Raw genomic sequence first — 22,156 nt, 5'->3', positions numbered from 1 at the left:
CAAAATGTTCAAAAACCACATAAACACAGTGTTGTTAACTTGCTTTACAATTTATAAACCTTAATCTTCCCATCGCTTATTGTTGATTTTCTCAATAATCCCATGCAAATCATCCGGCTTATGAAACTCAATTGGAGAAGCGCCTTTTTCAAACAAAATGGATTCGGCTTCCACAATCGCTACATAACGGCCATTCACTTTCGCTAAATGAATATTCTCCCCGAAATCAGCCAGCAATCCCTTAATCTCTGTCTCTCCAAGCTTCATTTTTAACTCCGCTTCAGGCGTATGCTCCACAATATGAGCGGCCGCTTCCATGACCTGATGGGTATCTAATCGTTCTTGCAGCTCCCGCTTTTCACTAGTTGCCCACAGCTCCATATCTGATTCAAACTGCTGATGTTCTTCACTTTCAGCTTCAAACGTCTCACTGACGTGTTCACGCACCATATCCATTACTTGCGTTTTCATCACTTCAGGCATTGGCTCGTTGTAGTCGATGAACTTTAAGAAGTCTTCAAAATAGCGGGCATGTGAAGCTTGGTGGATAACAAGCTCACCTTCTTCGACCATACCTTCTTCAGGCATATATGGATATTGAATCGACTTCATATTTTTTGTCGTAATCGCCATTTCAACATGACGAATAAGAGTAGATTCATCTGAAATGGAAGCTACTTTCGGCTCGAAGTCACACTTTAAAATAAAAACAAAAGCATGATCAAAATATTTTCTTGGAACAGCAGATACAACTAGAAATGCTCCTCCGCGAACGGCAGCTGTATCAAGATATGCATTAATAAACTGTTCGGTGTTTTCTTCAAATTCCTCTTTCGTAGTAGCAAAACGAGTGCGGTGAAATAAATTATAATTTGGATTTGAATCAAGATCATGTCCTGGCTCAACAATAAAATAGCCGAGCTTTGTTGGGACTTGTTCAGCTTTTGGGTGTCGATCTACTTTGCGTTTTACAATTTTCTTGAACTCGCCGTCTAAAAAATCTTTAATTGGGCTTTCCTCATATTCTTCCGTATCAAGTGTTTGAAAATGCTTGTACTGTTTAGATGCTTGTTCTTCTTTTTCTTCTACTTGTATTACGTAAAATGATAAAAAGTTAATTTTAAAATCCATCTGGGTCACCTTGTTTCTTTTTAATCGGTTACTTCAGTATAAAGAAAGAGGGGAGCGGGCGTCAACGCTTGAAAAATGACGAGATCGCTTTCTGTCACCATTTCTTCTTCAGGCATATAAGAGTTAATAAAACTATTCTATAATCACCTCTTTTTGAACAAAGGGATAGTACATAAGAGGTGTAGAACATTTGATTTAACAAATTAAAACTATACCTAGAATACTTGAAAGAGCTGGTTCAATTAATCCTGTGCTTAAGAAAAGGAATGAGTGGGCCAAGGCCTTAATTACCTTATATATATCAGTTATCTTCATAATTTTTAGAACTTCTCCGCTTTTTTTCCTTTAAGTCTTCTTGCTGTACTTATAATGTGGCTCCATAAGGAAACTCTATAGAAAAAGTGGAATTTCACCCTTTGGAGGCTATTAAATGAAAGTTTTATCAATGATTCAACCTTGGGCAAATCTTTTTGTCCTAAGAGAAGCTACATATGAGACAAGATCATGGAAAACAAATTACCGTGGACCCCTAGCCATTCACACAAGTAAGAAAATAAATAAGGAAGCCTGTAACCGTATAGCCATCAGTTCACTTCTGGATACACAAGGCTACACAACAAAAAATCTTCCGACTGGAATGATTATTGCGGTATGCGAGCTTAAAAACTGTTTGAAGGTTGTTGAAGATAACGAAACGTGGGCCATTTTAGAAGACGGAAGAATTGTATCAGAAGACGACTATTTCTTAGGCGATTTTGAAGTTGGATATTATGCTTGGGAAGTGGAAGGGATGAAAATGTTGGACAACTTTATTCCAGCGAAAGGTCGGCTTGGGTTATGGGAATATGATTTATAAATAATATTCATAGTACTTATAAGATAATCATGGACTTTATAAAAAACACATCTAAAACCTTAATAATAAGGGGAATAAAGGTTGTTAGATAAGTAATAGGGATAAAGATTTAGAGAGTTGCATCAAATAATAGTTATAGTGAATACATTTTCACCCTTTTTTTAAACCTTTAAATAGTTTATAATTATCAGATAACGGTGGATATTTTAACCTGTTAATTACTATAATAAAATATGGGGAAGTTTTCATCGAGACAAGAAAGATGTATTCCGAGGTCGCGCTTGGGTTTTGTGATTCCTGGGTGGGAGTCACTGCATCTTTTTTGCAAATACAAGGGGATAAGGAAGGGTATTATGAATAACAGACAGGAACAAACAGACGTTATTTTAATCGGTGCTGGTATCATGAGTGCAACATTGGGGTCAATACTAAAAGAGTTAGCGCCAGGTTGGAATATTAAAGTATTTGAAAAGCTCGCAAAAACAGGGGAAGAAAGTTCTAATGAATGGAATAATGCTGGAACAGGACATGCGGCACTTTGTGAGCTTAATTACACATCCGAAAAACCGGATGGTTCAATAGATATTAGTAAAGCAATTCGTATTAATGAACAATTTCAAATTTCAAGACAGTTTTGGTCTTATCTTGTGAAAAAAAGTTTAATTAAAAATCCACAGGAATTTATCATGCCATTACCTCATATGAGCCTTGTGCAAGGAGGAAGAAACGTGGAATTCTTAAAGAAACGTTTCGACGCTATGACGAAAAATCCTCTATTTGAAGGGATGGAATTTTCTGATAATCCTGAAGAGCTCGAAAAGTGGATTCCGTTAATTATGGAAGGCCGCACATCAACAGAACCAATTGCAGCGACAAAGATTGATTCTGGAACAGATGTAAACTTTGGAGCATTAACACGCATTCTATTCGACCATTTAAAAAATCAAAACGTTCATGTGAAGTATAAACATGGTGTAGAAGATATTAATCGTAAAAAAGATGGTTCATGGGAAGTAAAAGTTCAAAATATGGAAAGCGGTAAAACAGAACGCCATAACGCTAAATTTGTCTTTATCGGCGGTGGTGGAGGAAGTCTTCACTTACTCCAAAAATCAGGTATCCCTGAAGGGAAAGGCATCGGGGGATTCCCTGTAAGCGGACTATTTATGGTCTGTAACAATCCGGAAGTTGTGGAAAAGCATCATGCGAAAGTGTACGGAAAAGCTCCAGTTGGCGCGCCTCCAATGTCTGTTCCACATCTTGATACACGTTATATCAACAACAAAAAGTCATTGCTGTTTGGACCATTTGCTGGGTTCTCACCAAAGTTCTTAAAAAATGGCTCAATGTTTGATTTGATTACTTCTGTGAAACCAAATAATGTGTTAACAATGTTAGCAGCAGGTGTAAAAGAAATGTCGCTCACAAAATATTTAATTGGGCAAGTTATGTTATCAAAAGAAAAACGCATGGAATCACTACGCGAGTTTATTCCAGAGGCGAAAAGCGAAGACTGGGAACTAGTTGTAGCAGGTCAGCGCGTTCAAGTGATTAAAGACACTGAAGCAGGTGGCAAAGGAACTCTTCAGTTTGGTACGGAAGTTGTTAGTGCTGCGGACGGCTCAATTGCGGCATTGCTTGGTGCTTCACCAGGAGCCTCTACCGCTGTTCATGTTATGCTTGAGGTTATTAAAAGATGCTTCCCAGATGAAATAAATGCTTGGGAACCAAAGATTAAGGAAATGGTTCCGTCATATGGCTTATCATTAGCAGAGAATCCAAAGCTTTTCAAAGAGATTCATACTTCAACGGCGAAGGCGCTTGGATTGAGTGAAAGAGGACCTGTTTATAGTTGATAGGAGTTTTCTCTAGTATGTTAGAGAATAATTGTCTTTATGGTATAGGAATTCATAGTTACATAGATAATAGAGTACGGAGAGAATGAGAACCTTTGGTTTTTAATCAAAGGTTCTTCTTTTTATCTTCAATAACCGATAAAATAGGAGCTTCTGTTCCGTAAGCTCCTCTAATCGTTTTTCTAGCTTCTATTGGCGTTCTAGCCGTTACTGACTTCGTTTGTTTTTCTCCTCCGACTTCTATTTCAACAATGAAACATTTTGATCCGCATCTCATGCCCTTTCCTCATTTCTTGAGTTTCTTTTTTTATTGTAAAGGAAGAGTGCTTTGAGAGGAATTAAATTGATTTAGGAATAAAAACATAGTTAACAGAGATCTAAAGGGTTTTCGTAACCACTAATTATATTGTTATATTCTAAGCGATTTGTTAACAATTCAATTATGGAGAAAGGCTTCTTTTTGTATGCATAATCTAGTGGAAATAGGTATTGATTAAATGGAAAATATATCATATATTAATATTGAAAAAGGCAAAAGAACTAGATCAACTGAAAAGGTGACACCATTGACAAAATACGATTTCCTAAAAATAGCCATCACACTAACCATCATTGCTTACCTTGCTATATTCCAACTCCCTGATTTTGTACACGGGTTTATTGATGGAATGCATAGCGGTAGTTGGCACAGTCGAGGGTTTTAATACATAATTTTGTATATAAAGGGTAAAAGTCGAGGTCTATAGATATCTCGACTTTTATTATGATAATATGGATCACAGGAGAGAAATTAATGGTGTATAACTAAAATAACATTTTTCATTAGCATTCCCGTTCAAAACGCGACCTTCTTAACACACCTAAGAAAAGTCAAAAATACTTATTTTTCAACAAATAAATTGAAACTAATAGGAGCGTTCATTCGTAATATGTCTAGGAATTAATTTCGCTATCCAAGGGAGAAGGTTTCCCTTGGTGAATTGGTGAAGGGAGAGAAAAATAAAATGTTTGTAAGTTGGATGAGACCACTGGACAAAGTGTTACTGTGGCTTGGGTTACCGTATGTTCTTACGCTAGCTGCAGCCTTCTTTATGAATAGAGATAATCCAATCAATGAAACAGCTTGGTTTTTTGTCGGATATATGGTGTTAATGGTTATGATATCAGGAGAAAAAAAGAAACGGAGAGTAAAAAGAGAGTACCTTAGCCGTAATAGTGCAATTTGGCTATTGCTTGGCTTTGGGATAGGATACTTTCTTTTAGGCATCTTATTAGGTGTAATTGTAGGTTTAGCGTTTGGTTTTGTAGCTCATAAGTATAAATTAAATTCTACTTATCCAACAGCCATTTTGACTATTGGATGGTGTTTAAATATTAAAGAAAGTTTCCAAACAAAGCCTTCATTGGTAGATAAATTGTTTTCAATTTATTCAACAACTATATGGAGAGAAACTTCCCTTTTACTTCTCCTTGTTGCTTTGTTTCTGTTAATTGTGGGGGGGCTAATGAGCTTATTCTTGAAAAAAGGGGAAAAGGACTCTCAAAGCCATTCTTCTTACGATCGTCCTCGAGAAAGTTATGGAGCAAAAGGTCAAGGATGGGGAGAGAAACTGAAACTATTCAAGAATCCTTTGAGAAGTTTGAGAAGAGAAGCTGCTGTTTCAAAGGAACCATACCCTGCTTATGATAAGGGAAGAAGAGCAGAGGAATCATACCTTGCTTATGGTGAGAGAAGAAGAACAGACGAACGATACATGGATTATGATGAGAGAAGAAGAACAGACGAACAATACGTGGATTATGATGAGAGAAGAAGAGCAGAGGAACGATATATGGATTATGATGAGAGAAGAAGAGCAGAGGAACGATATATGGATTATGATGAAGAAAGAAGAGCGAATAAATATGACAGAGAAGAAGAAGCGCCCGGAGAACGAAGCCGCCGGAAAAATATAGAAGGTGGTCGATATCAGCGTCGCCACGGTGGATAACAAGGAAAGATGGACACTGTAGCTGAGACTGAAACAATCTCTATAGGTATGATAAAGAATATTTTAAGAGTCATGTTGTTTTCAACATGGCTCTTTTTTGCTGTTTCATTTTTTCAACAACTACCTTGCAAATGTTTGGTACATGCAACAGGCTTCAACAGTGCTATTATAAGAATAACCAATCCGGATTGGGGTTGATCAAAGTGAGTGAGTTAGTTTCTCGTCAAAAAATGCTGTTGAAGAAATTGATTGTAAGCAAGAAGTATCGATCTGTTGGATCGTTTGCTAAGGAGCTCGAAGTTTCGAGCCGTACGCTTCATAATGATTTGAAAGCTATTGATCGATTTCTAGAAGCTTTTTCTTCAAAAGTGACGAAAAAATCAGGCGTTGGGATTAAACTTGTTGGAGAAGATAATGAAAAATTGCTTTATGACTTAGAGAATGAAGAGACTAGAAAAGAATCTATTGAAGGAAGACGACAAGAAATCCTTCTTTCTCTACTTTATAATGAAACCGCTACCAGCTATAGAAAGCTAGCAGAGAAATATTTTGTAAGTATAAGCTCAATTACCAATGATCTTGTATGTATTAAAGAGTGGTTAGCACCATTTAATTTATCTCTTGTCAAATCGAATGTTGGGACAGAAATTAAAGGGAATGAAGAAGATATTCGCACAGCTCTTTGTTCCTTATTTAAAGACGGCATAATGGAACATAATGATGAAACAGCCGTAGAGGTTCTAGATATGAAAGAATCACAGTGTATCATTCAGTACATTGAAGAAGAACTTGGCTACAAATTTAACGAAGAATATTATGAGCATTTAACAAGGATTGTTGCAGTTATGCTAAGCCGCATCTCAAATGGTTTTACAGTCGCATCTTCAGAAGACTTGAGGTTAGAAGAATTTCATGCTCTGCGTACGTATGGAGTTGTGCAGAAAGCTCTTCATCTTTTTAGTTCATTATCCATCACAGAAATTCCTCAGTCAGAAATTCAATATTTAAATACCAGTATTTTAGGAGCTCGCTTAAGTCATGTTGGAATAAATGTTGAACTTTACTATCAAGATATTTTAAAGAAGCTTGTAGCAGAATTGTGCACGATGGCAAATGAAGCATTTGAAACTAACATTCATGATGAAACATTATACAATGGGCTTCTTATTCACCTGAAACCGATGTTATACAGATTAAAACACGGGTTAATTGTACAAAATCCACTTTTGGATGATATTAAAGAAAACTATTCAGCGATGTTTGGATTTACATGGTTTTTAGGATCCTTTATTGAAAAAGAAACGGGGTTAAAGCTGAATGATCACGAAGTCAGTTTTCTCATGATTCACTTTCAAGCTGCCCTTGAACGAAACGTTAGCATTAAAAAGGTGATTGTCGTATGTCCTGGTGGAGTTGGGACGTCACAGCTGATTGCTAACCGGATTAAACGAATGGTTCCCCAAATTTATGTAACCGCTATCTATTCCTATAGAGAGCTTTTAGATGTAAATGTAGAAGCATTGGATATTGATTTCATCATCTCCACAATACCTCTTCAAGATATAAATAAGAAAGTTGTGTTAGTTTCTCCGATGATGGATGTTAACGATGCTAAAAAGCTTAATAGTTTTTATCTTGATTATATTTTTCAAAACGAAAACCAAATTAGACATCAACATGAAAAGCTCCTTCACGCTATTGACCGCAACTTGATTTTTACCAACCTAGACATGACAAGTAAAGATGAAGTAATTGAATTTGTCTCAGCAAGTCTACAAAAAAGAGGCTACGTGACAGATCAATTCTATGAATCTGTGAAAAATCGGGAGCAGAAGGCTTCAACAGATTTAGGAAACAAAGTGGCCATTCCTCACGGAGAAAATCAGTTTGTACAAAAGTCTTGTATTTCCGTTGTCATCCTCAAAGAGCCAATTAGGTGGGGGAGAAGTGAAGTTTCCATTGTGTTTTTTATCGTCTTGAAAGTAGAAAACAAGCAAAGTATGAGACCAATCCTACGAGAGCTTTATCAAGTGTTGGATTCTAAAAGAATATTACAAATGATGGAACGTGCGAGCTGTGAAGACGATATTTTGCACATTTTAGGAGGAAAAGAGGATGATTGAAAAAGAGCTGCTTGTTGTAGATGAAGCATTTAAAAATAAAGAAGAGCTAATTTATTCTCTGTCTCAAAAAGCTAATGAATTAGGGAAAGTAAGCCAGGTTTCTCACTATATGCAGTCTGTTTTAAAAAGGGAGGAAGAATGTTCAACAGCGATTGGCTTTTCGGTCGCTATCCCTCATGGCAAATCAGAAAGTGTGAAAATACCTTTTGTTGCTTTTGCTCGTCCACAGCCGTTCATTCAGTGGGATAACAATGAAGAGGAAATAAAGTTAGTCTTCCTTATAGGTGTTCCAAAAGAGCAGGAAGGAACCGTTCATTTAAAAATCTTAGCAAACATTAGCCGAAAGTTAATTGATGAAGAATTCCGTTTAAGCTTGCTGAAAGCCTCTTCTAAAGAAGAGCTATACGGCTTACTAACGGAAGCTGTTCAAAGCTAAAGAGATACTAAGAGCAATGGGGGCAGATGATTATGGTGGAGTTAATGAAAAATATGAAAAAACACCTTTTGACAGGTGTTTCTTATATGATTCCGTTTACGGTTGCAGGAGGTGTACTGTTAGCCATTTCTGTAATGCTTTCAGGGCAAGCCTCTGTACCTGAGAAAGGGTTTTTAGGAGCACTCGCCCAAGTTGGTACAGCAGGTTTGTCCCTTTATGTGGCCATATTAGGTGGGTTCATTGCGTACTCAATGGTAGACAGAGCAGGGTTAGGCCCTGGGATTATTTCTGCGTATCTTGCGTATGAGCTAGGAGGCGGCTTTCTCGGTGGAATGGTCGCGGGGATTGTGGCAGGAATTGTTGTTTACTATTTAAAGAAAATTAAAGGACCCAAAACAGTTGCAACTGTTATACCGATCTTTATTATTCCTCTCTTAGGAACGTTTATCTCAGGGATGATTGTAGTCCTGTTTATTGGTCAACCTGTTGCAAACTTGATGGAAGCTTTGAGCGAATGGCTACTCGGCATGCAAGACAGCTCCAAAATTATGCTAGGGATTATTTTAGGAGCAATGATGGCATTTGATATGGGAGGTCCTTTTAATAAAACGGCTTTCTTTTTCGCCGTAGCCGTAATGGATACGTATCCACAGCTCCTAGCAGCTGTAGCCGTTGCCGGGTGTACGCCACCGCTTGGATTAGCTCTTGCTTCTACTTTATTTAAAAACAAATTTAACGTCGAAGAACGTGAAGCAGGAAAAGCAGCTTATATTATGGGCGCCATTGGTATTACAGAAGGAGCCATTCCATTTGCCGCAGCTGATCCTTTAAGAGTGATTTCCTCCATTATGGTAGGAGGAGCAGCAGGAGCTGTCACTTCTTTGCTTCTTGGGGCATCTAATTTCGCTCCATGGGGTGGACTTATTGTCTTACCTGTAGTTGAAGGACGATTAAGCTATATTATCGCCATTATTGTAGGAACAGCTGTTACAACTTGTATGGTTGGGCTCTTGAAACAAAGCGTCGAAAGTACAACAAAGCAATCTGTATATAAAGAAGATGATGATTTTGAATTAGAGTTTGATTAATAAAAAGGAGTGATTAAGAAATGAAAATTGTTGCTGTTACATCTTGTCCAACGGGAGTTGCTCACACGTATCTTGCTGCTGAAGCGTTAGAAAAAGCATTTAAAGAAGGGGGGCACACCATTTCTGTTGAAACACAAGGTTCTGTAGGAATCGAAGGTGAAATCGCACAAACAGATATTGAAGGAGCAGACTTTGTGATTCTTACCAAAGATGTTTCGATTAAAGGAGAAGAACGATTTAGCGGAAAACAAATTGTGCGCGTTACAGCAGGAAATGCGATTAGAAAAGCAGACCTTATCGTTAAAAAGTTAGAACAAAAGCTTCAGGAACAATAATAAATAGGGGAGTGTAAAAGATGACTAAATTACCAATTAAAAAAGCGGTAGATATTTTGCTAGACTTACAAGAAGAAGGAAAAGGGTCTACATTGTTAGGTATTGGGCCAATGTCAGGTCGTTTGCTTCGCGCAAGTTTTGAACTTGCTAAAGAAAAAGATTTTCCCCTTTTATTTATTGCAAGCCGAAACCAAGTAGACGCCGAGGAGCTTGGAGGAGGATATGTGAACGGATGGAATCAACAAACGTTTATGAAAGCTATCCGTTCAACAGCTGAACAAGTTGGCTTTAACGGTCTGTATTATGTATGCCGAGATCATGGTGGTCCATGGCAGCGAGATAAAGAAAGAAACGATCATTTAGATGAAGAAACAGCAATGGAACTTGGGAAGAAATCGTATGTAGCAGATATTGAAGCTGGTTTTGATTTACTTCACATTGATCCTACGAAAGATCCTTTTGAAATGGGAAAAGTTATTCCACTCGAGACGGTTTTGAAACGAACGGTTGAGCTTATTGAATATTGTGAGCAAGAAAGGAAAAAAAGGAACCTCCCTGAAATTGGCTACGAAGTTGGAACAGAAGAAACAAACGGCGGGTTAACATCTACTGAAACATATGAATCTTTTATCATGGAACTTACAAATGAATTAGAGCGAAAAGGATTGCCAAAGCCAACGTTTATTGTGGGGCAGACAGGTACGCTTGTAAAGAAAACGGAAAACGTTGGAACGTTTAACTTTTCAAATGCAAAAGATTTAGCTGGAGTGGCTAAAAAGTACGGAGTTGGTTTGAAGGAACATAATGGAGACTACATTGAGGATGATGTTCTCCTAGCACACCTACCAGCTCAAATCACAGCAACAAACGTTGCTCCTCAATATGGAACAGAAGAAACGAGAGCTTACTTGTCGTTAAGTAAAGTGGAGGAAAAGTTAAAAGAAGAAGGACTTATTAAAGAAACATCTAATATCCGAAACATCCTGTTAGAACATGCGATTAAAAGTGAACGATGGAGAAAATGGATGGTTGGTGAACAAAAGGATGCAACAGTAGACGAGATTTTTAAAGATGAAAACCTTGCTGAGGAAATTTTAGATATTGCAGGGCACTATACATTTAATAATGAAGAAGTGAAAGAAGGAATACAACAACTCTTTTATAACTTGAAGGAAAACAATATTGATGGTGATCGATTTGTAGTAGATCGAATTAAGCGGTCTTTAAATACGTATATTGAATGCTATAACCTTGAAGGGTCGACAACGCGTATTAAAGAGATGGAAGCTGTGAAGCAATAGAGGGAAAATAAGGTTTAAAGAAACGGAGACTTAAAAATTAGTCTCTGTTTCTTTTCTATAGATAGAAGAAGCATGCGTATTTTAAAATTCATGGTTTTAGGAAATCCTTTTGTGAGATGTGAAATGGGTTTACTTTTTTTATTCGTATAATATTAATTTCTTATAGAAAATCCATAATAGATCCTGTCAGTATGTACCTCTATTCCTACAGCATATATATTGAAATCAGGAATTGTCTTATACCATTTGCTCATTACTATGTACACTTGAACTGATGCTCCTTGGTAAAGTTAATCCTCTTAAAAGATAGTATTCCTCAAAAAGCCTTATTGAAAAATATGTTATAATTGGAAGGGGAAATAGCTAAGAAGATGACATATATGACAAAATATAATACGCTTAAAACTACAATTGTAATCACTCTACTTGCGTATCTTGCTATCTTTGAAGTCCCTAACTTTATCAGCGGATTTATCCAAGGATTAAAAGCTGATTGGGGATGGTAAAAACCTGTACTCTTAATACATAACACCAGTGAAGTCGAGATGATAAAAGAAATCTCGGCTTCTATATTTTACAAGGAGGAACCACTACATGCTAAAAATCAGAAACGCTGCTCTATCAGATCTCCCAAGACTCATTGAAATTGAAAATTTCTGTTTCTCCAAAGAAGAAGCCGCAACTCCAGATGCAACAAAACAGCGTTTGCAACATATCCGTGATAGTTTCTTTGTTGCTGAAGAAGCCGGAACAATTGCAGGATTAGTGAATGGACCTGTAACACGACAAGAGTTCATTACGGACGATTTATTTGAAAACATTATTGCAAACCTTCCATTTGGTGGTCATCAAACAATTCTAGGATTAGCCGTCCATCCAGACTTCCAAAGTAGAGGAATCTCGGCAAAGCTGTTAGTTCATTTGGAAAAGGAAGCACGTAAACGGAACCGTGAAACCGTTACGCTTACGTGTAAGGAAGATTTAATTCCTTTCTATGAAAAACACGGCTACATCAACATGGGTGTATCAGATTCTGCTCACGGTGGAGCGATTTGGTACAACATGAGTAAAAGATTGAAATAGCAGGGGGAGTGTAATGTATCCAATAAGAGTGAGAGGAAGCGCATTGATTATTGAAAATGAAGCCGTTCTCCTAGTGGAGTTTCATGACGAACATGGTCTTCATTACAATTTACCTGGCGGAGGCGTAGAACAGGGTGAGTCGCTCTTACAAACAGTGAAACGAGAAGCGAGGGAAGAAGCTTCTGTAGATATTGAAGTTGGGGAAGTCGCTTTTCTTTACGAGTATGCTCCACATTTAAATTATGATAAATACGGTTCTGTTCATTCGTTAACAACCATTTTTGACTGCTCATTACGAGAGGGAGAAAATCCTAAAGTACCGGAGGAGCGGGATCAAAATCAAACAGGCGTGAAATGGGTTCTACTGGATGAGCTTCATACGATTGTTTTATACCCAAACCTTAGAGAAGAAATTTCAGCTTACTATAAGAAAAAGCATAGCATTCCATTGTTAGAAGAACAATTTCTAAAATCATACTAAAAAGGAACGAACGCTTCTATACGCATTCGTTCCTTTTTCTTTAAGCTCTTTCTTCTTTCACACGCTTATTGCTTTTATATACAAAGTATAAAGCAAGCAGCATAAACGCTAAAGCAGCCAAACGTTTGCCATCAATATGAATTTCAAGACCACCGAACCATCCAAAGTGGTCAATAATCATACCTGTGATAAGCTGACCAATAATGGTTCCAATATTTGTTGCGATAACGCCAATTCGAGGTACTGCAATGACAGTTAATAAAAGATAAGCAACACCTAAAAAGACGGCACTTAACTGCCATTTTGGCGCTTCCATAATCGCTAAAATGTTTCCTTGACCAAAGAATAAAATAATAAGAGCAAGAAAGAGAGTACCTGTAATAAACGTAAATAGAGTTGTTTCAATTGTTCCAGCTTTTCGACTAAGTGTTCCGTTCACAGAGGATTGAGCACTTAGAACGATTCCGCCGATTAACGTAAAAATAACCATTGCAATTGCCATAGCTTAAACCTCCTAGTAAATTAAAATAAGGGCAATAACCATCGAAATAAGAGCGAAAACTTTTTCTTTGTTGACCGCTATTTTTTGGCTTCCAAGCCATCCAAAGTGTTCAATAAACATACTCATGACCATTTGACCAATAACAATCGATACCATTGTAATGCCAACTCCAACAAATGGAACGCTAATCACAATCGAAGTTAAATATATAATGCCAAAAAGCCCGCCAACGAGTGTCCATTTCGGCGCCTCTCTTGTATATGAAAGTTTTCCTTTTCCAAAGAAAATCCATAATAGTCCCATAATAATAGAACCACCAGCAAAGTTATAAAAGCTGCTTTCTAGCTCTCCAATCACTTTGCCAAGCTCTCCATAAATGGCTCCTTCAAGACTTAGTGAAGCGCCAGCTAGTAAAGCAATGATGTAGATGACATAGCGCATAATAATACTCCTTTCCAATAACTAAATAATTATATATCTAGAATTATCGAAATTAAAGACGGAGAAAAAAACTTTTATAGTTTCTCTCTCACATATTTCTCTAATTCTTTGATTGTTTCTTCATTACGACGATAATACGTCCATTTTCCATGACGCTCTGATTGTAATAATTTTGCCTTCTGCATCATCGATAAATAATGAGATATTGTCGATTGAGATAAATTAGCTTTTTCTTGAATATCTCCAACACATACGCCTCCTTTTTCTTCGACGTACGCAGAAGACGTATTAAAGTGTTTCTCAGGATCCTTTAACCACGTCAAGATGTCTAGACGTATCTCATTTGAAAGTGCTTTGAAAATATCGATTGAATTCATGTCTTTTATACTAATCGTTGTATACCGATATGTCAATGTTTAAAAACTAGAGTGTCTCCTTGTCGCCGTTCTTAAATGTTTTTCGGTAAACCATTCATATACATTTCTCTACCATCGCTGTGTTCTTTTAAAACGTTCATCGTCTTCTCATGAGGATTCACATAAATTGTTGTATAATCCTGTTCATCTAAATGGGGACGAACAGGGAAGGCGAGCTTTTCTTCATCAAGGGAAAATTGCGCGTTCACTCCAGTCTTGTTTCCACGTGAATCAAGGCGGATCCATTTGTTTTCAGAATCAATATATACGGCATTTAAAGCATGAATACAATAGCTATCTTCAGGGGTATTAAATAATGTAAGTCTTTGATAGCAAAAGCCTGTTGGAATCCCTTTTATACGAAGAAGAGCAGCGAGTAAGTTAGACTTTGCATAGCAAATTCCTTCTTCATACTCCAATACTTCAGAAGCGGTTCTTGTCACACGGTGACTTCCAATATCCCATGAGTGAGCGATGTGATCTCTTACAAATTCATAAGCTTCTTTAGCATATTGGAGCTTATTCATGGAATTTGCATAAATTTCATCTGCTTTTTTGATAAGAGAAGGATGAGTAAAATTCACTTCAAAGGTAGAAATTAAGTAATCATGCGGATTAGTAGATTGAAGAACTAAACGCATATAAACAGCTCCTTTATGAATTATTATACATTTGATTATATATTAATTCATAAGGGGTGAATAGATATTTCTTGATTTAATTGTATTTTTTTACAATTTAAGCAGACATAAAGAGGAAAATAATTCTATAATAGGGGTATATCGTTTTTGGGGAAGAAAGCTGTCGTTAGGTCACTTTGTTATGAATAAGGATTTCAGAATATGGGTTGAGAAAAGTTAGAACATCTTTCATTTGTTCATCTTATAGAAATTTTGCTCCTCATTAAGCTAATGATAATGGTTATGAGGAGGATGTTATCATCGGCAAAAAATCCCCTATTCAGGGGGAATAGAGGATTTTTTCTCTTCTTTACTGGTTAAGAAAGAAGGGAAATGTCGAACCTTGGAGGGAGATTGGAAGCGTAAAGAATGTATTATTGGTTTTGTTGATTCGTTTGTTGACCCGTTTGTTGTCCCATCATTTGATTGCTTCCTTGAGAGTTCATGTTTAACATGTGTGGCATCACATTTTGAAGTTGTCCAGCGCGTCCTGTCATCATACTGTAAGCAGCTGCTCCAATACCAACAGAAGCAATGATAGGTAACATTTGAATGTTGTTTTTCATTATTTCGCATCTCCTTTCTTATCATGTATTAAAAAGTCTCCCTTATTCTCTGTTTCTTTCTCCTTTTTATTCGAGTAAATCATATTTGAAATAACAAATAATTACATGAAAGTGAAGAGAAATATGGAAGTTTAAGCTTAAATAGGATATACAAAGATGAGAGTCTGCCTGATAATATTCTGTTATAAATACTAAAGAGGAGGTCCATGCTTTGAAAGGAACAATTATCGCATACATACAAATTTCTTTAGCGATGATGATTGTCGGAAGCTCTGTTGTGGCAGGAAAACTGATTATCTCAAGCTTTCCTGTTTTTCTAGCATCAGAGCTTCGCTTTATCGTTGCGTCGCTTATTTTAGTTCCTTTACTACTATGGAAAGAGAAGCGTTTTCCAAGGATAGAGCGTTCTGTTTTTGGTATTCTCTTTTTACAAGCGTTAACAGGCGTATTTTTGTTTAATATTTTTATGCTTTACGGATTAAAGTTCACAACGGCTGTTGAAGCAGGGATTATTACAAGCACGCTTCCTGCTGTTATTGGGGTTATTGCCGTTTTATTTTTAAAAGAAAAATTATCAAGAACAAAAGTGATAGGAATCGTTCTGGCGGTTATCGGAGTGTCGCTCATGAACATCATGAGCGGGGGAGGAGGTAATGTTTCTTCTCTATTTGGCAACTCTTTGATCGTTGGTTCTGTTCTAACAGAAGCTTTATTTATTACCTTAGGAAAGGCGATATCTCATAAAGTGACACCACTTACAATTTCAACAATAATGAGCGTTTTTGGGTTAATTTTATTTTTGCCGTTTTCCATTTATGAGGGAATGAGCTTCTCGTTTTCGACCGTAGATATGATGGATTGGATGAACATTCTTTATTTTGGAGTTGTAGTTACAGTACTTGCATTTTTGTTAATGTATCAAGGATTAATAAAAGTGTCAGCAAGTTCAGCAGGAGTTCTAACAAGTGTATTGCCGTTAAGTACAGTTGTGCTTTCGTTTCTTATCCTAAAAGAAGAGATTTTGATTTCTCATCTTCTCGGAATGCTGTTTGTAATTGCCGCTATCTTCATTCTTTCAAAAGATATGTCAGGAGAAGCGAAACCGGAGAAGGCGATTACATATTAAAAAAAGTCCTCTTATACGAGAGAGGACTTTTCTTTTTAAGCGAATAAAAACAAATACAGCCCATAATCTGTAGGCACTGAAGCGTGCCCCATTTGATGTAGCATCGCTGAAATATTTCCTCTGTGATATGTACCATGATTCACAACGTGAGGTACGAGATCACCTACCGTTGTTTCCATTACTCCACCGGCAGGGTGTTGGATTGTAAGTTGTTTTGGTAAGTTTTCTTCTTTGCTTAGGAAAGTTTTGTAGCGCTCTGATAAATCCGCAAAAAGCTGTTCCATCTCTACTAAGCTTTTTGCTTCAATTTCTTCTTTACGCTCCCTGGCTAAGCTCATTGCATGCTGCAAATCTTTCCCTGAAACCACATCAAACCATCCAAGATCAGAGAGATAAACATGTGCTAGTACGTGAGAAAGAGACGGGAAGATGCTTTGAACTTCTTGTCGGTAAGTCTCTTCTGGAAGCTCTTTTAAACGCTTAAAAATTTGCTCGTTCGCCCAAGTATTGAACTGATAAAACTGCAGTGAGAAGTTTGTCATTGGATTCTCCTTTTCTAATTCCATTGTTAAGCCGTAAAAATATAATATTAGACTGTTTCTCCCAAAAAACCTTTAAATTACTTATAATTTGTTAGGGATACATAAAACTTACCTTATATGAGTTAAGATATGTTGATAAAGATAATAAGCATCTTTTCCGACTCCTTCAAGCAATGAAGAGCCTCTTCGATATTGCCAAGGTAAGCCGAGGAAAAATACCCCCTTTTGCTGAGTAATGCCTCGTTTATGAATAATGTTTCCTTGTTTATCAACTAAGTTGGGAAGATTCAGCCAATCGTAATTAGGCCTAAAACCTGTTGCCCAAATAATATTATCCACTTTTAATGTAGAAGCATCAGCAAAAATCACTTCATTTTCACTAGCGGTTTTAGTACGTTCTCTTAAGTGAACAAGACCAGCTTTCATTTTCGTTTTTAATTGTGTTCCAAAGATAGGGTCACCATATAGCTGAAGCTTTCGGCCGATGAAAGAGTCCCTTGTGGCTTTTAAGATTCCGATTTTGTCAAACCACCAAAAAATATTTTTATTCATGATGAAAAGCGGGAGAAATCGAAGCTTTCCGCTAGTAGAAAGATACGTTTTGTGAGTGTTCGCTAATTCTACTGCAATTTGAGCTCCGGAGTTTCCAGCTCCAACAACTAAAACATTTCCATCTTTCAGTTGTGAAGGATTTTTGTAAGAAGAAGAATGAAGTTGAACAATATCTTTTGAAAGCTTTTTAGAGAATGAAGGAATTCTAGGTGTATGAAAAGGACCTGTCGCAACAACAAGATTTCGAGCTTCAACTACCCCTTTATTTGTTTCAAGCGAAAAGAAATCATCAATTTTTGAGACATTTTTTACATGAATGCCAAGTTGAACAGGCAAAGAAAATGTTTTAGCATAGTTCTCAAGATAGTCGGCAATGTCGTCTTTCGTTGGCATACAGTTCCGCTCTTTTTTTAGCCTTAATCCAGGTAAAGAGCTATAGAGAGGAGGAGTAAACAAAGTGAGTGAATCATACCGATTTCTCCATGTATCGCCAATGCGGGTGTTTTGATCAATAATGACCAAGGAGAGAGCGGTTTTCTTTAAATAATAGCCCATTGATAATCCAGCTTGACCTGAACCAATAATAATAACATCATACATAAGCATCACCTCTTTATTCAATACATGATTATATATTCATACTAACATATAAGTTCTTTGTTTGATTACCCAATTATAATTTCTTTATAGAATATGTTTTAGATAAGGAAATTGCTAAATAGGGAAGGGAATGGGAGAGAAGTACATAGTACATAATAGAACCTTTTCAAAGTTCTACTATGTACATTCACGACCGAATTCTGCTCATTGCAATGCTGTTATAATAACGACCATTTATTACTTTGTCATTTCGTAAAATCCCTTCAATTTCAAAGCCTAACTTTTTGTAAGGGTGGAGTGCTCTATTGTTTTTTCTAAAACGTGGAGCGTTATTTTTTTAATGTCCTTTTGATCAGCCCAAGTGATACATTCGTTTAAAAGGTTCTTACCAATTCCTTGTCCCTAATCGTTTTTTTACACACAAACATCAAACTCTCCTTTATGTAAAAACGTTTTAGGGGACTTCCTTCACATTTTGAAAACCCAACAATTTGATCACTTGTTCAAAGTCTTTTTCGTCAAGGAAGTCTTCGCCTTTTTCTTGGTCTAAAAACTCTGTTTCTCCGTCAATTTGCACTCATAAGGTCCTCTATCTTCAATAATGGCAGAACGGAACGTATTTGGTGAGTAAAAAAGTCTTTTTGTTCACTCTTCATGGACACTTCCTATACCTAACACATCCCAAGTGTTTCCCCATTCTTTCATTGCTTCAAAAATAGGGCGCAAGGTTTCTCCTTTGTATGTAAGGGAGTATTCTACATGTGGAGGAATCTCTGCGTATATTTTTCGTGAAATAATTCCTTCGTGCTCCAATTCTTTTAATCTTAGTGAGAGAGTGCGTGGACTCACATTTTTTAACGTTTTTTGGAGTTCGCCAAAACGCTTCGGTTCAGTGAAAAGTTCTCTTAAAATTAAAAAGGTCCACTTTCCGCCAATAACGCTCATGGTCTTCTCAATTGGACATGATGAATTTGTAGCTATATTCATTGATATCCTCCATTTCTATACTTTAAGATACTTGCTATAAAAAATATCAGTACTATGAAAAAGAAAGTACTTTCATTAGTATAATAAGTGAATTTTAACCAGTAAATGGTTTTTTGTGAAAAATATATAAAGGAATGATAAAAATGAAAGCTATTGTGTTTGGAAGTACAGGATTTATTGGAAGTCATACTGTTGAGCAATTAATATTAAAAGGTCATAAAGTGACAGCTGTTGTGCGTTCACATAGTAACGTTGCTTTTTTACAGTCTTTAGATGTTAGGATTGTTGAAATAGACTACTCGGATACTGCCTCCATCAAAGAAGAAATCGAAGGGCATGAAGTTGTTTACAACTGTATAGGGAGTGTTGGTTTACGTTCAAAAATTGATTTAGAGAATGCAGTAGAAATTGACCTTACAAAAAAGTTAGTGAGAGCAGCTTCTTTAAGTGGGGCGAACCGATTCATTCAGCTAAGTTCTATCGTTGTATACGATTTTCATAGCAGTGAGCCGTTAGATGAGTCATATTGCATAAAACCACAATATCTCATTCAACAATTGCTCTTGAAACGAGAAGAAGTAGTAAGGAAAATAGGGGAAGAAACAGGCATAACAACAATTATACTACGTCCAGCAAGTGCGATTGGTCGTCGGGATTATATGTCCTTCTTCTCACGCTTATTTCAACAGCATATGAATGATCAGTTTCCACTCCTTAAAAATGGTGAAACGAAAGTATCTCTTGTTGATACAAGAGATGTCGGTCGAGCAATGGAGTGGCTCGGGAACTATCCATTTCCTAAAGGGAGCATGAACTTATTTTTATTAAAAGGATTTGATACAACATGGAAAAGTTTAAAAGAAGAGATAGATTATGAAAGAGGAATAGAAGTGACTATTTGTGATTTATCCAACATTGTCGAAGATCCGGTGTCTTATACTTTAAATACGTTTCGTACACATCGCGTATGGAACGATGAAAAAATAAGAAAGCTTGGATTTACAACGAAATATTCTCAAAGAGAAAGCGTAAAAGATGCAGTTCAAGATTTTCGAGATAGAGAAAGGATTTGAAAATATAAAAGGGCCCCGTGAATTTATTGATGTACTGTCGTGAGAAAAACGAATGGGGGCAATGGCTATCCAAACGGTTGGAAGTAAGAATATGATGGTTTAGTTTTCTGTATTGTGGGGTGAAGATAGCATCCATTCTCTATACAAAGAATGGATGCTTTTTGAGGTAGGGATTAGGTTAAAGGGAAGATTTTTTAGTGTGATTGTGATGAGATTGCACAAAGTAATCATCAAATGTTTCGATTTTTTCAACTTCAAGCGATTGTCCGGCGCTTTTTAAGCAGAAGTAAGCAGAAAGATAGATAACAAAACAGAGAATAACAATAGAAAGCATATTAAATCTCTCCTCACTCTCGATATTTGCTTCAAGTGTAGAGTATGAAACGCTTTGCAGGTCAAATAGAAAATGAGTGAAGGATGAGAATATAAAAAATAACGGAGGAAACTCGCTAAAAAGTAACGAGCTTCCTCCGTTATTCATGTGTGCTATAACGTGGATGATTAGCTAACGATAAAATAAATGGCTACAGCGACCAAGTTTGGCACAGCGACTGAAAGCAATCGCTTTGATTTTTTCCAACTCTTCATGTTACGGTCTTTCTTTTCGAAAGAAAATTTATTTTTATCTTTTAATGTGATACTGTGAACGAAGTAATCGGCTGAAAATAGGAAAGAAACCCAGCCTACGCCACCTGAAATAAAGTAAAGATATGACCCGTTCCCTGTAAAATAAAAGGCGGCCAATGACACCAACAATATAATAATGCCAATCATAAATCCTTTTTTAATCAAATTGATTCCTCGATTCCTTGATGGATTATTAATTCTATTTTAACATATTTCTGCAAGGAAGTGTTAGATAACGCTAAATACGATCATTAATGTTGTTTGTAAAAGCAATAATCCTATCATATATAAGCCGAAATTTCTAGTGTCCGCTTGCCCTTTTTTTCGATTGAAAGTAAAGAAATAGAGCGCGATTAAAGCAATTGTAAGTACAATATTGATGATGAGTAGTGGTGACATAGCAGAGCTCCTTTATATCCTTTATTTACCTATTATTTATTTTACAATAGGAAGATAAAAATTGGAAATAAGAAGATTGATGTCCAGAGTATTGAAAAAAATGCATAATAACAAAATAGAGGTGATCCATTGAAAATTAGAAAAGCAAGTGAAAGAGATATAAAAGAGATTGCCAGAATCTATGTTGATAGCTGGCGAACAACATATGATGGTTTAGTACCTAGGGCATTTCTAAAACAGTTATCATACAAGACGTCACAGCATAAATGGCAGTCATTTTACGATGATCAAGTAAATGAAACGTTTGTGTATGTAGCGGTGGATGATATGGAGAAAGTTGTAGGGTTTGCAGCAGCTCGGTGTATGCTCCATAACAAGCGTGAAGGTGAACTGTATGCTCTATACCTTTTAGATCAGTGTCAAGGGCAAGGTGTAGGACGGTCTCTCGTTAAAGCGATCGCAGATCATTTTATACAAAATGACGTTTCTTCCATGTTTGTATGGGTGATGAAAAACAATCGTGCTGGTCGGGGATTTTATCAATCTTTAAAAGGTACATATACAAAAGGGCGTCAAAGCGAATTTGGGGGATATGTTGTTGAAGATGAGGCCTATAAATGGAGTGATCTTTCCCTTTTAACATAAGATTTTAAAAAGAGACCTTGTAGTAGGTCTCTTTTTTTGATTATATTACATATTTTTATAATATTGTAATATAATCCTTATTTTCATTAAATGTATAGTGAAATACTTTATAATATAAATGTAGTGAAATAAAAAGCTTATATTTAAACATTTTATTGTGTATTTAATTATTTTTTGATTTTTTTATATAATTTTATTGACGTATATAATACTTTTTTAATAAAATAATAAAAGATTATATTCATTACAGTATGTATATTCTGATTTTTTTGTTGATTCACACAAATGAAAGATGGTATCAGGCTGTGAGATTTTTTAG

Annotated in this window: 30 protein-coding genes; 15 read left to right on the top strand and 15 right to left on the bottom strand. The window is 36.4% G+C overall.

Annotated features, from left to right (window positions below):
* Positions 1-60 precede the first annotated feature (60 nt).
* The gene (locus BM012_RS16920; RefSeq protein ID WP_061805824.1) at positions 61-1,131 is read right to left on the bottom strand and encodes a DUF3900 domain-containing protein; all 1,071 of its coding nucleotides are present in this window, start codon (positions 1,129-1,131) and stop codon (positions 61-63) included.
* A 430-nt stretch (positions 1,132-1,561) separates the two neighbouring features.
* Here BM012_RS16920 and BM012_RS16915 point away from each other — a divergent pair, with 430 nt between their 5' ends.
* Positions 1,562-1,987, top strand: coding sequence for an ASCH domain-containing protein (locus BM012_RS16915; protein WP_061805823.1), 426 nt, complete (start codon positions 1,562-1,564; stop codon positions 1,985-1,987).
* Positions 1,988-2,340: 353 nt separating this feature from the next.
* Entirely contained in the window at positions 2,341-3,843 is a 1,503-nt protein-coding gene (locus tag BM012_RS16910; protein ID WP_061805822.1) for a malate:quinone oxidoreductase, read from the top strand.
* 106 nt (positions 3,844-3,949) lie between these two features.
* Here BM012_RS16910 and BM012_RS26495 read toward each other — a convergent pair whose 3' ends face one another.
* On the bottom strand, positions 3,950-4,120 hold the full coding sequence (locus tag BM012_RS26495) for a hypothetical protein (RefSeq protein WP_167360150.1): 171 nt from the start codon (positions 4,118-4,120) through the stop codon (positions 3,950-3,952).
* Positions 4,121-4,340: 220 nt separating this feature from the next.
* Here BM012_RS26495 and BM012_RS16905 point away from each other — a divergent pair, with 220 nt between their 5' ends.
* The 10 genes from BM012_RS16905 (at position 4,341) to BM012_RS16860 (ending at position 12,681) form a co-directional block, all read left to right on the top strand.
* Positions 4,341-4,547 (top strand): hypothetical protein, encoded by a 207-nt coding sequence (locus BM012_RS16905; protein WP_061805821.1) that lies wholly within the window; start codon positions 4,341-4,343, stop codon positions 4,545-4,547.
* Between the two features lie 300 nt (positions 4,548-4,847).
* The gene (locus BM012_RS16900; protein ID WP_061805820.1) at positions 4,848-5,834 is read left to right on the top strand and encodes an ABC transporter permease; all 987 of its coding nucleotides are present in this window, start codon (positions 4,848-4,850) and stop codon (positions 5,832-5,834) included.
* 203 nt (positions 5,835-6,037) lie between these two features.
* On the top strand, positions 6,038-7,957 hold the full coding sequence (locus BM012_RS16890) for a BglG family transcription antiterminator (protein WP_061805818.1): 1,920 nt from the start codon (positions 6,038-6,040) through the stop codon (positions 7,955-7,957).
* The gene (locus BM012_RS16885) at positions 7,950-8,393 is read left to right on the top strand and encodes a PTS sugar transporter subunit IIA (protein WP_061805817.1); all 444 of its coding nucleotides are present in this window, start codon (positions 7,950-7,952) and stop codon (positions 8,391-8,393) included. The genes BM012_RS16890 and BM012_RS16885 overlap by 8 nt, the downstream gene beginning before the upstream one ends.
* Positions 8,394-8,425: 32 nt before the next feature.
* On the top strand, positions 8,426-9,481 hold the full coding sequence (locus tag BM012_RS16880) for a PTS fructose transporter subunit EIIC (RefSeq protein WP_061805816.1): 1,056 nt from the start codon (positions 8,426-8,428) through the stop codon (positions 9,479-9,481).
* A gap of 20 nt (positions 9,482-9,501) precedes the next feature.
* Positions 9,502-9,816, top strand: a complete 315-nt coding sequence (locus BM012_RS16875; protein ID WP_061805815.1) for a PTS fructose-like transporter subunit IIB — start codon at positions 9,502-9,504, stop codon at positions 9,814-9,816.
* Between the two features lie 20 nt (positions 9,817-9,836).
* A complete protein-coding gene (locus tag BM012_RS16870) occupies positions 9,837-11,117 on the top strand; it encodes a class II D-tagatose-bisphosphate aldolase non-catalytic subunit (RefSeq protein ID WP_061805814.1) in 1,281 nt (426 codons plus the stop codon).
* 380 nt (positions 11,118-11,497) lie between these two features.
* Positions 11,498-11,623, top strand: coding sequence for a hypothetical protein (locus BM012_RS27095; RefSeq protein WP_268801494.1), 126 nt, complete (start codon positions 11,498-11,500; stop codon positions 11,621-11,623).
* Between the two features lie 88 nt (positions 11,624-11,711).
* Complete coding sequence (locus BM012_RS16865) at positions 11,712-12,200, top strand: GNAT family N-acetyltransferase (protein ID WP_061805813.1); 489 nt, start codon at positions 11,712-11,714, stop codon at positions 12,198-12,200.
* Positions 12,201-12,213: 13 nt separating this feature from the next.
* The gene (locus BM012_RS16860) at positions 12,214-12,681 is read left to right on the top strand and encodes an NUDIX domain-containing protein (protein ID WP_061805812.1); all 468 of its coding nucleotides are present in this window, start codon (positions 12,214-12,216) and stop codon (positions 12,679-12,681) included.
* A 40-nt stretch (positions 12,682-12,721) separates the two neighbouring features.
* On the opposite strand, the gene BM012_RS16855 is transcribed toward BM012_RS16860, so the two are convergent.
* From BM012_RS16855 to BM012_RS16835, 5 genes are all read right to left on the bottom strand, one after another.
* Positions 12,722-13,183: a DMT family transporter gene (locus tag BM012_RS16855; protein WP_061805811.1), complete on the bottom strand. Its 462-nt coding sequence runs from the start codon at positions 13,181-13,183 to the stop codon at positions 12,722-12,724.
* A 12-nt stretch (positions 13,184-13,195) separates the two neighbouring features.
* Positions 13,196-13,624, bottom strand: a complete 429-nt coding sequence (locus BM012_RS16850) for a DMT family transporter (protein WP_061805810.1) — start codon at positions 13,622-13,624, stop codon at positions 13,196-13,198.
* A 74-nt stretch (positions 13,625-13,698) separates the two neighbouring features.
* Positions 13,699-14,001 (bottom strand): ArsR/SmtB family transcription factor, encoded by a 303-nt coding sequence (locus BM012_RS16845; protein ID WP_026009720.1) that lies wholly within the window; start codon positions 13,999-14,001, stop codon positions 13,699-13,701.
* Positions 14,002-14,072: 71 nt separating this feature from the next.
* A complete protein-coding gene (locus BM012_RS16840; RefSeq protein WP_061805809.1) occupies positions 14,073-14,681 on the bottom strand; it encodes a transglutaminase-like domain-containing protein in 609 nt (202 codons plus the stop codon).
* 413 nt (positions 14,682-15,094) lie between these two features.
* Positions 15,095-15,286 (bottom strand): hypothetical protein, encoded by a 192-nt coding sequence (locus BM012_RS16835; RefSeq protein WP_061805808.1) that lies wholly within the window; start codon positions 15,284-15,286, stop codon positions 15,095-15,097.
* A gap of 211 nt (positions 15,287-15,497) precedes the next feature.
* Here BM012_RS16835 and BM012_RS16830 point away from each other — a divergent pair, with 211 nt between their 5' ends.
* Entirely contained in the window at positions 15,498-16,412 is a 915-nt protein-coding gene (locus tag BM012_RS16830) for a DMT family transporter (RefSeq protein WP_074842852.1), read from the top strand.
* A 35-nt stretch (positions 16,413-16,447) separates the two neighbouring features.
* On the opposite strand, the gene BM012_RS16825 is transcribed toward BM012_RS16830, so the two are convergent.
* From BM012_RS16825 to BM012_RS16810, 5 genes are all read right to left on the bottom strand, one after another.
* A complete protein-coding gene (locus BM012_RS16825; protein WP_061805807.1) occupies positions 16,448-16,954 on the bottom strand; it encodes a DinB family protein in 507 nt (168 codons plus the stop codon).
* 108 nt (positions 16,955-17,062) lie between these two features.
* Complete coding sequence (locus BM012_RS16820) at positions 17,063-18,106, bottom strand: flavin-containing monooxygenase (protein ID WP_061805806.1); 1,044 nt, start codon at positions 18,104-18,106, stop codon at positions 17,063-17,065.
* Between the two features lie 276 nt (positions 18,107-18,382).
* Complete coding sequence (locus tag BM012_RS27255; RefSeq protein ID WP_372439982.1) at positions 18,383-18,472, bottom strand: hypothetical protein; 90 nt, start codon at positions 18,470-18,472, stop codon at positions 18,383-18,385.
* Between the two features lie 88 nt (positions 18,473-18,560).
* Positions 18,561-18,683 (bottom strand): hypothetical protein, encoded by a 123-nt coding sequence (locus tag BM012_RS27250; RefSeq protein ID WP_372491573.1) that lies wholly within the window; start codon positions 18,681-18,683, stop codon positions 18,561-18,563.
* Positions 18,684-18,751: 68 nt separating this feature from the next.
* Positions 18,752-19,093, bottom strand: a complete 342-nt coding sequence (locus BM012_RS16810) for a winged helix-turn-helix transcriptional regulator (protein ID WP_061805805.1) — start codon at positions 19,091-19,093, stop codon at positions 18,752-18,754.
* Between the two features lie 143 nt (positions 19,094-19,236).
* Between BM012_RS16810 and BM012_RS16805 the strand changes: the two genes are divergently transcribed.
* Positions 19,237-20,166 carry an NAD-dependent epimerase/dehydratase family protein gene (locus tag BM012_RS16805; RefSeq protein WP_061805804.1) on the top strand — a complete coding sequence of 310 codons (930 nt, stop codon included), beginning with the start codon at positions 19,237-19,239 and terminating at the stop codon, positions 20,164-20,166.
* A 178-nt stretch (positions 20,167-20,344) separates the two neighbouring features.
* Here the strand turns inward: BM012_RS16805 and BM012_RS26490 are convergent, their stop codons facing one another.
* The 3 genes from BM012_RS26490 to BM012_RS26485 all read right to left on the bottom strand — a co-directional run bounded on the left by BM012_RS26490 (position 20,345) and on the right by BM012_RS26485 (position 21,192).
* Positions 20,345-20,500, bottom strand: coding sequence for a hypothetical protein (locus BM012_RS26490; protein WP_167360149.1), 156 nt, complete (start codon positions 20,498-20,500; stop codon positions 20,345-20,347).
* Positions 20,501-20,667: 167 nt separating this feature from the next.
* A complete protein-coding gene (locus BM012_RS16800; RefSeq protein WP_061805803.1) occupies positions 20,668-20,958 on the bottom strand; it encodes a DUF5316 family protein in 291 nt (96 codons plus the stop codon).
* Between the two features lie 63 nt (positions 20,959-21,021).
* Entirely contained in the window at positions 21,022-21,192 is a 171-nt protein-coding gene (locus BM012_RS26485) for a hypothetical protein (protein ID WP_161939329.1), read from the bottom strand.
* A 129-nt stretch (positions 21,193-21,321) separates the two neighbouring features.
* On the opposite strand from BM012_RS26485, the gene BM012_RS16795 reads away from it, so the two are divergent.
* Positions 21,322-21,837, top strand: coding sequence for a GNAT family N-acetyltransferase (locus BM012_RS16795; RefSeq protein WP_061805802.1), 516 nt, complete (start codon positions 21,322-21,324; stop codon positions 21,835-21,837).
* Positions 21,838-22,156: the final 319 nt, after the last annotated feature.

The organism is Priestia endophytica DSM 13796 (assembly GCF_900115845.1).
In the GTDB taxonomy this organism is placed as follows: domain Bacteria; phylum Bacillota; class Bacilli; order Bacillales; family Bacillaceae_H; genus Bacillus_I; species Bacillus_I endophytica.
This window is presented reverse-complemented; position numbering and strand designations above follow the sequence as displayed.